The sequence below is a fragment of the Usitatibacter palustris genome (genome assembly GCF_013003985.1).
Classification (GTDB): domain Bacteria; phylum Pseudomonadota; class Gammaproteobacteria; order Burkholderiales; family Usitatibacteraceae; genus Usitatibacter; species Usitatibacter palustris.
The window spans coordinates 2,419,847-2,433,557 of the sequence record NZ_CP053073.1; the positions used below are offsets into that span (position 1 = coordinate 2,419,847).

Annotated in this window: 15 protein-coding genes; 9 read left to right on the plus strand and 6 right to left on the minus strand. The window is 66.4% G+C overall.

Going from position 1 to position 13,711, the window contains the following annotated elements:
• Window positions 1-13: 13 nt before the first annotated feature.
• The 3 genes from DSM104440_RS11795 to DSM104440_RS11805 are packed head-to-tail and all read left to right on the plus strand — an operon-like array spanning window position 14 to window position 3,553.
• On the plus strand, window positions 14-1,015 hold the full coding sequence (locus DSM104440_RS11795; protein WP_171162847.1) for a ketopantoate reductase family protein: 1,002 nt from the start codon (window positions 14-16) through the stop codon (window positions 1,013-1,015).
• Window positions 1,016-1,031: 16 nt separating this feature from the next.
• Window positions 1,032-2,309: a serine hydroxymethyltransferase gene (gene glyA, locus DSM104440_RS11800; protein ID WP_171162849.1), complete on the plus strand. Its 1,278-nt coding sequence runs from the start codon at window positions 1,032-1,034 to the stop codon at window positions 2,307-2,309.
• Window positions 2,306-3,553, plus strand: coding sequence for an aminotransferase class V-fold PLP-dependent enzyme (locus DSM104440_RS11805; RefSeq protein ID WP_212758052.1), 1,248 nt, complete (start codon window positions 2,306-2,308; stop codon window positions 3,551-3,553). Before glyA ends, DSM104440_RS11805 begins: the two co-directional genes overlap by 4 nt.
• 172 nt (window positions 3,554-3,725) lie before the next feature.
• On the opposite strand, the gene lolA is transcribed toward DSM104440_RS11805, so the two are convergent.
• Genes lolA through DSM104440_RS11820 form a run of 3 tightly spaced genes read right to left on the minus strand, consistent with a single transcriptional unit; the run spans window position 3,726 to window position 7,353 of the window.
• A complete protein-coding gene (gene lolA, locus DSM104440_RS11810; RefSeq protein WP_171162852.1) occupies window positions 3,726-4,343 on the minus strand; it encodes an outer membrane lipoprotein periplasmic chaperone LolA in 618 nt (205 codons plus the stop codon).
• A gap of 2 nt (window positions 4,344-4,345) precedes the next feature.
• Window positions 4,346-6,622 (minus strand): DNA translocase FtsK, encoded by a 2,277-nt coding sequence (locus tag DSM104440_RS11815; RefSeq protein WP_171162854.1) that lies wholly within the window; start codon window positions 6,620-6,622, stop codon window positions 4,346-4,348.
• Window positions 6,623-6,654: 32 nt separating this feature from the next.
• Window positions 6,655-7,353: a Crp/Fnr family transcriptional regulator gene (locus DSM104440_RS11820; protein WP_171162856.1), complete on the minus strand. Its 699-nt coding sequence runs from the start codon at window positions 7,351-7,353 to the stop codon at window positions 6,655-6,657.
• A 178-nt stretch (window positions 7,354-7,531) separates the two neighbouring features.
• Here DSM104440_RS11820 and trxB point away from each other — a divergent pair, with 178 nt between their 5' ends.
• The 6 genes from trxB to DSM104440_RS11850 are packed head-to-tail and all read left to right on the plus strand — an operon-like array spanning window position 7,532 to window position 12,807.
• Window positions 7,532-8,485 carry a thioredoxin-disulfide reductase gene (gene trxB, locus DSM104440_RS11825; protein WP_171162858.1) on the plus strand — a complete coding sequence of 318 codons (954 nt, stop codon included), beginning with the start codon at window positions 7,532-7,534 and terminating at the stop codon, window positions 8,483-8,485.
• A gap of 29 nt (window positions 8,486-8,514) precedes the next feature.
• Window positions 8,515-9,492 (plus strand): hypothetical protein, encoded by a 978-nt coding sequence (locus tag DSM104440_RS11830; protein WP_171159560.1) that lies wholly within the window; start codon window positions 8,515-8,517, stop codon window positions 9,490-9,492.
• A 46-nt stretch (window positions 9,493-9,538) separates the two neighbouring features.
• Window positions 9,539-10,033, plus strand: a complete 495-nt coding sequence (gene purE, locus DSM104440_RS11835) for a 5-(carboxyamino)imidazole ribonucleotide mutase (RefSeq protein WP_171162860.1) — start codon at window positions 9,539-9,541, stop codon at window positions 10,031-10,033.
• Window positions 10,034-10,056: 23 nt separating this feature from the next.
• Window positions 10,057-11,166 carry a 5-(carboxyamino)imidazole ribonucleotide synthase gene (locus DSM104440_RS11840; RefSeq protein WP_246212155.1) on the plus strand — a complete coding sequence of 370 codons (1,110 nt, stop codon included), beginning with the start codon at window positions 10,057-10,059 and terminating at the stop codon, window positions 11,164-11,166.
• A 40-nt stretch (window positions 11,167-11,206) separates the two neighbouring features.
• Complete coding sequence (locus DSM104440_RS11845) at window positions 11,207-11,953, plus strand: head GIN domain-containing protein (RefSeq protein WP_171162864.1); 747 nt, start codon at window positions 11,207-11,209, stop codon at window positions 11,951-11,953.
• Window positions 11,953-12,807 (plus strand): M90 family metallopeptidase, encoded by an 855-nt coding sequence (locus tag DSM104440_RS11850; RefSeq protein WP_171162866.1) that lies wholly within the window; start codon window positions 11,953-11,955, stop codon window positions 12,805-12,807. Before DSM104440_RS11845 ends, DSM104440_RS11850 begins: the two co-directional genes overlap by 1 nt.
• Here the strand turns inward: DSM104440_RS11850 and DSM104440_RS11855 are convergent.
• The 3 genes from DSM104440_RS11855 to DSM104440_RS11865 all read right to left on the minus strand — a co-directional run bounded on the left by DSM104440_RS11855 (window position 12,767) and on the right by DSM104440_RS11865 (window position 13,707).
• Window positions 12,767-13,051: a hypothetical protein gene (locus DSM104440_RS11855; RefSeq protein WP_171162868.1), complete on the minus strand. Its 285-nt coding sequence runs from the start codon at window positions 13,049-13,051 to the stop codon at window positions 12,767-12,769. The two genes, DSM104440_RS11850 and DSM104440_RS11855, sit on opposite strands and share 41 nt — an antisense overlap.
• A 121-nt stretch (window positions 13,052-13,172) precedes the next feature.
• Entirely contained in the window at window positions 13,173-13,310 is a 138-nt protein-coding gene (locus DSM104440_RS11860) for a hypothetical protein (RefSeq protein ID WP_171162871.1), read from the minus strand.
• A 58-nt stretch (window positions 13,311-13,368) separates the two neighbouring features.
• Window positions 13,369-13,707 (minus strand): P-II family nitrogen regulator, encoded by a 339-nt coding sequence (locus DSM104440_RS11865; protein WP_171162873.1) that lies wholly within the window; start codon window positions 13,705-13,707, stop codon window positions 13,369-13,371.
• Window positions 13,708-13,711: the final 4 nt, after the last annotated feature.

The following is a 13,711-nucleotide window of genomic DNA, read 5'->3' on the forward strand; positions in this document are numbered from 1 at the left end:
CCGGACGCCGGCCATGAGAATCTGCATCGTCGGCGCCGGCGCCATCGGCGGCTTCGTGGGTGCGCGCCTCTCGCGCGCGGGTGCGGAGGTCACGTTGATCGCCCGCGGCGCCCACCTCGCGGCCATCCGCCGCGACGGCCTCGCGATCGTCGAGGCCTCGGGCGAGCGCAAGACCCACCGCATCGAAGCCCACCAGCGCATCGGCGATGCCGGTGCGTTCGATGTCGTCATCCTCGCGATGAAGGCCACGCAGGTGCGCGCGATCGTGAACGAGCTCCCGTCGCTCCTGCGCCGCGACACGATCATCGTGCCGATGCAAAACGGCATTCCCTTCTGGTACTTCCACCGCCACGGCGGCGCGCACGAGGGCCATCGCGTCGCGACCGTGGATCCGGATGGCGCCATCGCCGCGGCGATCGCTCCCGAACGCATCGTGGGCTGCGTCGTCTATCCGGCCTGCGAGATCACTGCACCGGGCGTGATCCGGCATGTCGAGGGCGAACGGTTCCCTCTGGGTGAACTCGACGGCCAGGTCACTCCCCGGGTGCAGGCCCTCGCGGGCGTGTTCGAGCAAGGCGGCCTCAAGGCGCCCGTGCTCGCCGATATCCGCGCGGAGATCTGGCTCAAGCTCTGGGGCAACCTCACGTTCAATCCGATCAGCGCCCTCACCCGGGCTTCGCTCGACCGCATCTGCGACGAGCCGCTCACGCGCCACCTCGCCGTGCAGATGATGACCGAGGCCGCGGCCGTGGCCGGCAAGCTCGGCATCTCCTTCCGCGTGCCGCTCGAGAAGCGCATCGAAGGCGCGTCGCGCGTTCGCGGCCACAAGACCTCGATGCTCCAGGACATCGAGGCCGGGCGCCAGACCGAGCTCGAGGCGCTGCTGGGCTCCGTGATCGAGCTCGCCGACCTCACCGTCACCGACATCCCTCACATCCGCGCCGTGTATGCCTGCGCGCGGCTGCTCGAAAATTCCGTGCAACGACAACAACCAGCGGCCTCGCAAGCGGCCTAGCAGGAGGACAAACATCATGTTCGACAAAGACGCGAGCCTTTCGCGCGCCGACCCGGAGCTTTGGGGTCACCTCGAAGCCGAGGCCCAGCGCCAGGAAGAGCATCTGGAGCTCATCGCATCCGAGAACTACTGTTCGCCGGCGGTCCTGCAGGCGGCGGGCTCGGTGCTCACCAACAAATACGCCGAGGGTTATCCCGGCAAGCGCTACTACGGCGGCTGCGAGCACGTCGACGAAGTCGAGAAGCTCGCGATCGAGCGCGTGAAGAAGCTCTTCGGCGCGGAGTACGCGAACGTCCAGCCGCACTCGGGCTCGCAGGCCAACCAGGCCGTGTACTTCGCGATGCTCAAGCCCGGCGACAAGATCCTCGGCATGTCGCTCGCGCATGGCGGCCACCTCACGCATGGCGCGACGGTCAATCTCTCCGGCAAGATCTTCCAGTCCGTGGCCTACGGCCTCGATCCCACCGAGCGCATCGACTACGGTGCCGTGCGCACGCTGGCCCTCGAGCACAAGCCCAAGATCATCGTCGCCGGCGCCTCGGCGTACTCGCGCGTGATCGAGTGGGACAAGTTCCGCGACATCGCCGTCGAATCGGGCTCGCTGCTCATGGTGGACATGGCCCACTACGCGGGCCTCATCGCCGCGGGGCTCTATCCGAACCCGGTGGGGCTCGCCGACTTCGTCACGAGCACCACGCACAAGACGCTGCGTGGACCGCGCGGCGGCTTCGTGCTCGCGCGCGCAGCGTTCGAGAAGCCGATCAACTCGAGCGTCTTCCCCGCACTCCAGGGCGGACCGCTCATGCACGTGATCGCCGCGAAGGCCGCGGCCTTCCACGAGGCCGCCACGGCGGATTTCAAGAAGTACCAGCAACGCGTGCTCGCGAATGCACGCGCGATGGCCGAGACGCTTACCGAACGGGGCCTGCGCATCGTTTCGGGCGGCACCGATTGCCACATGTTCCTCGTGGACCTGCGGCCGCTCTCCGTCACCGGCCGCGATGCCGAAGCAGCCCTGGGACGCGCGCAGATCACGGTGAACAAGAACGCGATTCCCAACGACCCGGAGAAGCCCACGATCACGAGCGGCATCCGCATCGGCTCGGCCGCCCTCACCACGCGCGGCATGGGCACGGCCGAAGCCAAGCGCATCGCCAGGCTGTGTGCCGATGCGCTGATCGCGCGCGGCGACGACTTCAAGCTCGCTCGCCTTGCGGGCGAGGTGCAGGAGCTGTGCGAAGCGTTCCCGGTGTACTCGACGGCGCGGCGTCGCGAGACGGCGGAGGCCCAATGAGAATGCCCGGCCGCCACTTCCTGTTCGTCCCGGGCCCGACCAACGTTCCCGACCGCGTGATGCGCTCGATGGTGATCGCGATGGAGGATCACCGCTCCTCGCGCTTCCCGGAGCTCACGCGCGGCCTCTTCCCCGACCTGCTGAAGATCTACGGCTGCCGCAACGGCGAAGCGTTCATCTTCCCCTCGACCGGCACCGGCGCCTGGGAAGCCGCGCTCACCAACACCCTCTCGCCCGGCGACAAGGTGCTCGCACCGCGCTTCGGACAGTTCAGCCACCTGTGGATCGACATGATGCAGAGGCTGGGCCTCGACGTTCAGGTGATCGACGTCGAATGGGGCGAAGGCGCGCCCGAGGACCGGATCGAGGAGGCGCTGCGCGCCGACAAGGGCCACAAGATCAAGGGCGTGATGGTGGTCCACAACGAGACCGCCACCGGCGTCACGAGCGATCTCGCGGGCGTTCGCGCCGCGATGGATGCCGCCAAGCACCCGGCGCTGCTCTACGTGGATGCGGTGAGCTCGCTCGGCAGCATCGAGTTCAACATGACCGAGTGGGGCGTGGACCTCGCGGTGGCCGGCTCGCAGAAGGGCCTGATGCTGCCCGCGGGCCTGGGCATCGTGTGTGCGAGCCCCAAGGCAATCGAGGCCACGAAGACCGCGAAGTGCGCTCGCGTGTTCTTCGACTTCACCGACATGCGCCGCGCCAATGCCGACGGGTACTTCCCCTACACGCCCGCCCTGCCGCTGCTCTACGGCCTGCGCGAATCGCTCAACATCCTCCTCCTGGAGGAAGGCCTCGCGAACGTCTACGCGCGCCACACGCGCCTCGGCGAGGGCGTGCGCGAAGCCGTGGATGCGTGGGGCCTCGTCACCTGCTGCCGCGATCCGCGCTGGTATTCCAACACCGTGACCGCCGTGATGGTGCCCCAGGGCATCAATGGCGCGCACGTGATCGACGTCGCCTTCCGCCGCTACAACCTCGCGCTCGGCGCGGGTCTGTCGAGGATGGCCGGCAAGCTGTTCCGCATCGGTCATCTCGGCGACCTCAACGAGCTGATGCTCCTCGGCGCGCTCGGGGGCGTCGAGATGGCGATGGCGGATGTCGGGATCGACATCGAAGCGGGCAGCGGCGTCGCCGCGGCGCAGAACCACTGGCGCAAGACCGACCCGGTGGCCAAGCGGCGCGTGGCGCGGTCAGAAGTGGTTTACGCCTCGCACTCGACGGGGTCGATCAACACTTAGCGCAGCAGGGTCAGATCACTTAGCTTTAGGTTTCATTTTTCCTTGTTAAAAAAACAGTCCATTGGACTAGTTGCTCTGGGACAAACCCGGCGCAACTAGTCCAATGGACTGTTTTTTTAACAAGGAAAAATGAAACCTAAAGCTAAGTGATCTGACCCCTCTACTTCGCGACTTACTTCGAGTCGTCCATCACGTCCGCGCCCTTGGGCGGCGTGAACGTGAACGTGGCGGGCGCCACGGTGGCGTTGGGCTTCAAGTCCACGAAGGCGAGCCGCGTGCGGCCGCCCAGCGAATCGGCGAGCTCCATCGCGGCCAGCGTCTTGCCCTTCATGCCGATGCGGACGCTCTCGAACCCCGTGTCCTTCTCCTTCGGTGTGGCGAGTACCCAGGTAAGGCCGTCCTGTTCGCCGGCGTCCCTCAGCGTGAAGACGCGCGTGATGTCGTCCTTGCCCGCAAGCAGCGCTGCCGGCGTGGCGGAGACCGCCTTGTCGATGCGCTTCACGGTGACCTGGTTGAGGTCGGCATCGTGGATCCAGAGCTTCGCGCCGTCGGCGACCAGCACCTGCTTCAACGGCTTGTCGTAGGTCCAGCGGAACTTGCCCGGACGCGAGAACGCGAAGGTGCCCGTGGCGGTTTCAACGGCCTTGCCGGAACGATCGAACACCTGTTGCTCGAAGCGCGCGGTCGCGCTCTTCGTAGCAGCATTGAAGGCGAGGAAGTCATCGAGCGCGCCTGCATGGGCGACAAGGCTTGCGGCGGCGGCAAGCACCGCGAGGAACGTACGCTTCATGGTCAGTTCGCCTCGCGGTTGGGCGCGAGGATCTCGCGGTTGCCGTTGGATGCCATCGACGACACGAGGCCGGCGCGTTCCATGTCCTCGATCAGGCGCGCGGCGCGGTTGTAGCCGATGCGCAGGTGGCGCTGCACGAGCGAGATCGACGCGCGCTTGTTCTGCAGCACGATCTGCACGGCCTGGTCGTAGAGCGGATCGGCTTCGCCCGTGGACCCGCCGCCCTCGCCGGAACCGGCATCGGCTTCGGGTTCGTCGAGCATGCCTTCGACGTACTGCGCTTCGCCCTGCTTCTTGAGCGCTTCGACGACCTTGTGCACTTCCGAATCGCTCACGTATGCGCCGTGGACGCGCTGCGGCAGGCCGGTCCCCGGCGGCAGGTAGAGCATGTCGCCCTGGCCGAGCAGGCTCTCCGCACCCTGCTGGTCGAGGATCGTGCGCGAATCGATGCGCGAGGAAACCTGGAAGGCGATGCGGGTCGGCACGTTGGCCTTGATGAGTCCGGTGATCACGTCGACGCTGGGCCTCTGGGTGGCAAGGATCAGGTGGATGCCCGAGGCGCGCGACTTCTGCGCGAGGCGAGCGATCATTTCCTCCACCTTCTTACCAGAGACCATCATGAGATCGGCGAGTTCATCGATCACCAGCACGATGAGCGGCATCGGCTCGAGGTCCTCGGGGTTGTCCGGCGTTACCGAGAACGGATGCTTCAACGGCTGCTTCTTGTCGGCGGCTTCCTTCACCTTCGTGTTGTAGCCCGCGAGGTTGCGCACGCCCATCGCCGACAGCAGGCGATAGCGCCGATCCATTTCCGCGACACACCAGTTGAGCGCGGCGCCCGCCTGCCGCATGTCGGTGACGACCGGTGCCAGCAAATGCGGAATGCCCTCGTAGGTCGAGAGCTCGAGCATCTTCGGGTCGATGAGGATCAGCCGAACCTCGCTCGCCGTCGCCTTGTAGATGAGCGAAAGGATCATCGCGTTGATCGCGACGGACTTGCCCGATCCGGTCGTGCCGGCCACGAGCAGGTGCGGCATCTTCGCGAGGTCGGCGACGACGGGCTTGCCGGTGATGTCCTTGCCGAGCGCGATCGCGAGCTTCGAGCCCATGTCGGCGTAGGCCTGCGAACCGACGATCTCCGAGAGGCGAACGATCTCGCGCTTGGGGTTCGGAATCTCCAGGCCCATGCACGAGGTGCCCGGAATCGTCTCCACCACGCGGATGGCCACGACGGAAAGCGCGCGGGAAAGGTCGCGCGCGAGCGTCACGATCTGCGAACCCTTCACCCCCACCGCGGGTTCGATCTCGTAGCGGGTGATCACCGGGCCTGGATACGCGGCGACGACCTTCACCTGGACGTTGAAGTCGAGGAGCTTTCTTTCGATGAGGCGCGAGGTGTACTCGAGCGTCTCGGGCGTGGGCCGCTCGATGTGCGTCTCGGGCGCATCGAGGAGCGAGAGCTGCGGGAGCGGCGAGTCGGGCATGTCGGCGAACAGCGGCACCTGCTTTTCGCGCACGACGCGCTCGCTCTTCATCACTTCCACCACCGGCATCTCGATGCGGATGGGCTCGTGCTCGACGAGGATCTTCTTCGCCTCCTCGACCTTTTCTTCACGGACCTGCGCGGCGACCTTGCCTTGCTCGCGGTCACGGCGCGCCTCGATGCGGGAGCGAATCGCGGCCACGAGGACCTCGAGCCGGGCGCCGACCTTTTCCGAGAAGCGAATCCACGAAAGCCCGGTGAACAGGCTGAAGCCACTTGCGAGCACCGCGATCAACAGGAGCGTTCCACCGGTGAAGCCCACGAGCTTCGAAAGCACGTCGGCCAGCACGACACCGAGCACTCCGCCCGCGGCACCCGGCAGGCCCGCAGCGGTGGTGTGCAGGCGCAGCGCCTCGAGCGCGCTACTTGAGGCGAGCACGAGGGCGAAGCCCAGGAGCGTCACCGCCAGCGTGTGGCGGTTGAGGATTTCCCAGGTCTCCACCCGCCGGTACAGCCGCTGGATACCGCACACAGCGAGCACGACCCACCACCATGCGGAGCGGCCGAAGAGATAGAGCAGCGCATCGGCGAACCAGGCGCCGAGCGCGCCACCGCGATTGAGGATCGGTTCACCGGTGCCGCTGAAGAACGGGCCGGGGTCGCCCTTGTGGTACGTGGCGAGGATCAGCGCAAGGTAGGCGGCGACGGCGAGGAGGAGGATCCACCCGGCTTCACGCAGGATGCGGCCGAGTTTCGGATTGCCGTTCGAGGGTGCAGCGCGGGACAGTTCGGCCATCGGGGAGTGCGTTCCCAGGATGGCCGATTCTCTCACAGGGATGGAGGCAACTCCCGGTTGATGATGGTGATCGATTTCGACTCGACCGTGATGAACCCGCGATCCGAAAGGTCCTTCAGGATGCGGTTTACCATCTCGCGCGAAGCACCCACCATGTTGGCGAGGTCCTGCTGCGAGAGCTTTTCGCCCACCATCAGCTTGCCGTTGCTGTAGACCGCGAGCTCGAGCAGCGTCGAAGCCACGCGGCCGTAGACATCCATGAGGGCCAGCGTGCCGATCTTGCGATCCGCTTCACGCACGCGCGTGGCCAGGACCCGCATCACCATGTTGGCGATGCGCGGCGCCTGCTCGACGCACTTCTCGAAGGCGCTGTGCGCCAGGATCTGAAAGGTGGACGCCTCGAGCGTGGTGACCGACGCGGAGCGCGGCTGCTTATCCATCATCGACATCTCGCCAAAGAAGTCGCCGGCGCTGAGGATCTTCAGGATGATCTCGCGGCCGTCTTCGTCGCCGATGAACACCTTCACCTTGCCCGACTGGATCATGTAGAGCGAATCGCCCATCTCGCCCTCGGTGAGGACGACCGCGCTCTTCGGGAAGGTCTTCTCGACGGACACCGAGCGAATGACATCGAGCTCGCGGTCCGAAAGCTGCGTGAAGAACGGCACGGCCTTGATCGCCATCGTGCGATCGCCGAGGCTGCGACGGGACGTAGGAGTGCTCGTTGTCATGGTCGTATCCTCCCCATAAATGCTTTATTTGTCAACGATTTATCCCAACTACCTCGAAATGCGACTAACTTGCATCGGAGGCTTCTACCCCCATGTTTACATGGCCGCCGCCAAGCCGCCGAGCCTGGCGACAATGCGATAATCGATGTTTTTGCAGCCTTTCCGGCCCCGCGCACCCATGACAACAAGACACCAGCGACTCCTGATCCTCGGTTCCGGCCCCGCCGGCTACACGGCCGCGGTCTACGCGGCCCGTGCCAACCTCAAGCCCGTGCTCATCACCGGCCTCGCGCAGGGCGGGCAGCTCATGACCACGACCGACGTGGACAACTGGCCGGCCGATGACGCGGGCGTCCAGGGTCCGGACCTCATGACGCGCTTCCAGAAGCACGCCGAGCGCTTCGAGACCGAGATCATCTTCGATCACATCCACACGGCGAAGCTCGATGAGAAACCCATCACGCTGATCGGCGACTCGGGCACGTACACCTGCGACGCGCTGATCATCGCGACCGGCGCTTCGGCGATGTACCTGGGCCTCGAAAGCGAGCAGGCCTTCATGGGCAAGGGCGTGTCCGGTTGTGCCACCTGCGACGGATTCTTCTACAAGGGCCAGGACGTCGTGGTCGTGGGCGGCGGCAACACCGCGGTCGAGGAAGCGCTCTATCTCACGAACATCGCCAAGCACGTCACGGTGATCCATCGCCGCGACAAATTCCGCTCGGAGAAGATCCTCCAGGACAAGCTCTTCCAGAAGGTGAAGGAAGGCAAGGCCACGATCGCGTGGAACAACACGCTCGACGAAGTGCTGGGCGACGCATCGGGCGTGACGGGTGTGCGCATCAAGAGCACGGTCGACGGCACCACGCGCGACATCAAGACCCAGGGCGCCTTCATCGCGATCGGCCACAAGCCCAACACCGACCTCTTCACCGGCCAGCTCGAGATGAAGAACGGCTACATCGTGACGAAGAGCGGGCTCGAGGGTGGCGCCACCGCCACCAGCATCGCGGGCGTGTTCGCCGCGGGCGACGTCCAGGACCACGTGTACCGGCAGGCGGTCACCAGTGCCGCAACCGGCTGCATGGCCGCGCTCGACGCGGACAAGTACCTCGAGAGCCTTGCAGGCTGAACGCCACATCACAACAACAGGGACAACCCATGAATGCCGTGAATCGCCAACGAACGCTCTTCCTCGCCACCGCGCTCGCGCTGGCCCTCCCTGCGACGGCCACGGCCGCGACCGATCCGCGCATGGACAAGCTCCAGGCCTGCATGAAGATTCCCGCGGCCACGCCCGAACAAAAGCGCTGTCTCGATGAGTTGAAGGCGATGCCCGCGCCCGCCGTTGCGCCCGTGGCGACGAGCGCGGCGGCTTCGGCCCCGACGAACGCGGCGGCTTCGGCCCCGACGAACGCGGCGGCTCCGGCCCCGACGATCAAGTCGCCGGCAGCACCTGCCGCCGTGGCCAAGACTCCGATCCCGGCCTCCGCACCCCCCGTCCCTGCGGAAGTAAAAGCGGCCGCATCCCAGTTGGGCCTCGCGGGCAAGCGCGCCGCGACCGTGGCGCCGACGCCCCCGAACCTTGCTTCCGGCGTGGGGGGGTTGATGGCAGGCGTCAACCCGAGCGACATTTCCGGCATGGATCTCCAATTGGCCATGGCGACGATTCAGTCGCAACGCGCGAAACTGCTCGAGGAGCAGCTCAAGGTCCAGGTGGACGGGGTCCACGCGCGCAACAACGAGATCGCGAAGCTCAACACCCTCATCGCCGACCTCAAGGCGCTCCGCCCCGCGGGAACCGATCCCGCGAAGTGGGCCAACCTCGGCGCGAACCAGGCCGCGGGTCGGGCCATGTACAAGCGCATCCAGGAGGCCGGCGTGGCCATACCCGGCCCGGGGAGCGCCGATGATGTGAACGAGCCCGGCACCGGGATCTACGACGCGAGGCAGAGGACGTTCGACGCCTGGACCGCGCAACTGAAGGGCAGGATCGACAGCCTCATCAGCTCGCAGCAGATGGACATGCTGCAACTGCAGTCGCTCACGAACAAGCGCAACGAAGCCTTCGAGGTGATGACCAACTTCATGAAGAAGATGCAGGACAACCTCTCGTCGATCGTCGGGAACGTGCGCTAGCGCGAGCGCGCGCATTTACAATAGCGGCTCCTCCGAGGGACATTCAATGGACAAGCCGCTGGTCGGCGTGGTGATGGGCTCGCAGAGCGACTGGGACGTCATGCAGCATGCGGTGAAGATGCTGAAGGACTTCGGCGTTCCCTACGAAGCGCTCGTGGTCTCCGCGCATCGCACGCCCGATTCGATGTTCGAGTACGCGCAGAATGCGCGCAGCAAGGGCCTCGCCTGCATCATCGCGGGCGCGGGCGGCGCCGCGCACCTGCCGGGAATGATCGCCTCGAAGACCACGCTCCCGGTGCTGGGCGTTCCCGTGCCTTCCAAGCACCTCGCCGGGCAGGATTCGCTCTACTCCATCGTGCAGATGCCCAAGGGCATTCCCGTCGCCACGTTCGCGATCGGCGAGGCGGGTGCGGCCAACGCGGGCCTGTTCGCCGTGAGCCTGCTCGCCGGATCGGACGCGGGCCTCACCCAGAAGCTCGCCGATTACCGCGCCAAACTCGCCGAGCAGGTCGCGGCGATGCAGCTGCCCGACGTCTTGTGATCGCCCCCGGCGCCACGCTGGGGTTGCTCGGAGGCGGACAGCTCGGACGCATGTTCACCGTGGCCGCGCGCACGCTCGGCTACCGCGTCACGGTGCTCGATCCCGATCCGCTCTCGCCCGCCGCCGAATTCGCCACGGGCCACCTCAACACCGCGTACACGCATCCGGTTTCGCTCGATGAGCTGGCGCAAACGTGCGCCGCGGTCACCACCGAATTCGAGAACGCGCCCGCCGAAGCATTGACGGCGCTTGCAGCGCGAACCATCGTGCGCCCCAGCGGCAGCGCGGTCGCTGTCGCGCAGGACCGCGAGCGCGAAAAAGGATTCCTCGCCGAGCACGGCTTTCCGCTCGGCCCCTACGCGGCGATCCACACGGAAGCCGACATCGCCGCAGCGCTCGCGCGGGTGAAGCTCCCCGCACTCCTGAAGACCGCGCGCTTCGGCTACGACGGCAAGGGCCAGGCCACGATCGCGAGTGGCGCCGACCTCGAGCGCGTGTTCGTCGAATGGAAGCGCGTGCCCTGCGTCCTCGAGCAGCGCCTCGTCCTCGAGAAGGAGCTCTCGGTCATCCTCGCGCGTTCCGCGTCCGGCGCGGTCGCTGTGTTCCCGGTTGCCGAGAACGCCCACGCACGCGGCATCCTCGACATTTCCATCGCGCCCGCCCGCGTTCCCGAAGCGCTCGCGGCCGAGGCAACGGCGCTCGCCACGCGCCTCGCCGCGGCGCTCGACTACGTGGGCGTCCTCGCGGTCGAGATATTCGTCGTGGGCGGCAAGCTGTTCATCAACGAGATCGCCCCGCGCCCGCACAACAGCGGCCACTACACGATCGACGCCTGCCGCACCTCGCAGTTCGAGCAGCAGGTGCGCGTGCTCTGCGACCTCCCGCTGGGCGACCCGTCGCTGCACACGCCTGCGGTGATGGTGAACCTGCTCGGCGACATCTGGCGCGACGGCGAGCCGCGCTGGGAGGCTGTGCTCCGCCACCCGGGCGCCCACCTGCACCTGTACGGCAAGCGCGATGCGCGCCCCGGGCGCAAGATGGGGCACGTCACGGTGTGCGAGGCCACGCTGGAGCGCGCACTCGAAGTGGCGCTCGCCATCCGCAAGGACCTCGGGATCGCCGAATCCGGTTGACCCGGACGGCGCGTCCAACCTGCTTTCACAGGAGACTTCCATGAACCTCACTTCCCTTCGCTCACCCACGGCCCTGCTGGCCCTGGCGTTGTTCGCAACCTCCGCCGGCGCCTGGACCGGACGCTCCGTCGAGGGCTCGGGCATCTCGCGTACCGAGACCCGGGCGGTCTCGGGCTTCACGAGCGTCGGTATCTCGGTCCCGGGCGACACCGAGGTCACCCAGGGCACCAGCGAAACCCTCTCGATCACGGCCGACGACAACCTGCTCGCCGAGATCGAAACGGTGGTGGAGAACAACGCGCTCAAGATCCGCTTCCGCGAGAAGAACCTGAACGTGCGCACCCGGACCAAGATGAAGATCGTCCTGGGCGTGAAGGAACTCCAGGGCCTTTCCATCGCGGGTTCCGGCGACGTGAAGGCCGGGCCGCTCAAGTCCGAATCGCTCAACGTGTCGATCAGCGGCTCGGGCGATGCGCTGTTCGAGCGCCTCGAGGCGAAGAGCGTGAAGGTCTCGATCGCCGGCAGCGGCGACGTGACGGCCGCGGGCAAGGTCGATGCGCTGGTGATCTCGATCGCGGGCTCGGGTGACGTGAAGGCCGCGAAGCTCGAGACCAAGACCGTGGCGGCGAGCATCGCCGGTTCGGGCGACGCGACCGTCTGGGCGAGCGAATCGCTCAAGGTTCGCGTGGCCGGCAGCGGCGACGTGAAGTACTACGGCAACCCGTCGATCGACAAGTCGGTCGTCGGCTCGGGCCGCGCCAAGCACCTGGGCGCCGCACCCGGCTGATGCTCGGCTGGCTTCGCCGCCGCGATCCGGATCGCATCGCCTCGATCGATCCGGACCTGTGGCGCCGCGCCAGCGCGCCGTGGCTCTTCATGCGCGGGCTCACGCCCGCCGAACGCGAGCGCCTTCGCGCGCTGAGCGAAGCGTTCCTCGCGAACAAGCACTTCTCCGGGACGCACGATCTCGAGGTCACGCCGGCAATGCAGGTGGCGATCGCCGCGCAGGCGTGCATCCTCGTCCTCGAGCTGGGCATCGAGTGGTATGACGGCTGGAGCGAGGTGATCGTCTACCCGAGCCAGTTCGCGCCCGAACGCGAGGAAATGGATGAAGACGGCGTCGTGCATCTCACGCGCGACCCGATGGCGGGCGAAGCGTGGCTCGGCGGCCCGGTGATCCTCTCGTACGAAGATGTCGCGATGGCGGGCGACGAGGAAGTGCGAGTCGCGGGCTACAACGTCGTCATCCACGAATTCGCGCACAAGCTCGATATGCGCCAGGGGGACCCCAACGGATTCCCGCCGCTACACGCCGGCATGGCCGTCGCGGCATGGCGCAAGGCGTTCAGCGCGGCCTACGACGATTTCTGCGCACGCGTGGACGAAGCCGACGCGCTCGCCGAAGAGGACGACGGCGAAGCGCTCGATACGCTGCCCATCGATCCCTACGCCTCGGAGAATCCCGCGGAGTTCTTCGCCGTGATCTCGGAAGCGTTCTTCGAAACGCCCGAGCTGCTCGCGCCCGAGTATCCGGCGGTGTACGAGCAGCTCAGGCTTTTCTACCGGCAGGACCCGCTAGCGCGGCTCCATTGCGAGCAATCTATTTCGAAGGGCTCTTCTTCTTCGCCGTCGTCTTCCTGAGCGCGGGATCCTCGCCCTTCGAGCGGCGGCCCGCCTCGATCTCGGCGTCCTTCATTTCCTGCGCTTCCGATTCCGAACGCGGCTCGGCATCGCGCGCTTCCTGCTCGATGTCGTGATTGCGCATGTGCTCCATCACGCCGTCGTTGTACTTGCGCGTGGCTTCATAGTTACCCTCGCCGAGCGGTCCGGGCTTGCCGGACTTGCGGGTCGGGTTTTCCTGCTTGCTGCCGGGGTTCTTGGGCATGGCTCGTCCTCGAGGAAGGGGAATGACTCCCTGGGACGATCATGCGGCGGGGAATGCGAGCCCGGCACCGGAGAGGGGCCGAGCCGGGCGTAGGAAGCCTCCTACGCCCCGGGAAAGGAACTCAGAGGAACAGGACGGCGGGGAAGACGGCGATGGCGAGGACGATCAGGATCCACTCGCAGTTCCAGCGCTTCAGGTGCCCCGTGTAGTGCAGGATGATCGCGGCAATCGCGAACACATAGAAAGCGGCCAGCAACATTCTTATTTCCCCCGTTCTTGTGCGCGGAGCAAGGATAGCAAATAACCCCCGGAGGGGGTTAGACAGCGTCCTCGCCGGTCTCGCCGGTGCGAATCCGGACCACCTGCCCCACGTCCATGACGAAGATCTTGCCGTCGCCGATCTTGCCGGTGCGCGCGGCCTTGATGATCGCCTCCATCGCCTTTTCGACGAGCGAGTCCGCGACCACGACCTCGACCTTCACCTTCGGCAGGAAATCGACGACGTATTCGGCGCCGCGATAGAGCTCGGTGTGGCCCTTCTGGCGACCGAAGCCCTTGACCTCGGTGACGGTGAGCCCCGTCACGCCGATCTCGGAGAGCGCTTCGCGCACCTCGTCGAGCTTGAAGGGCTTCACGATCGCTTCGATTTTTTTCATGGGA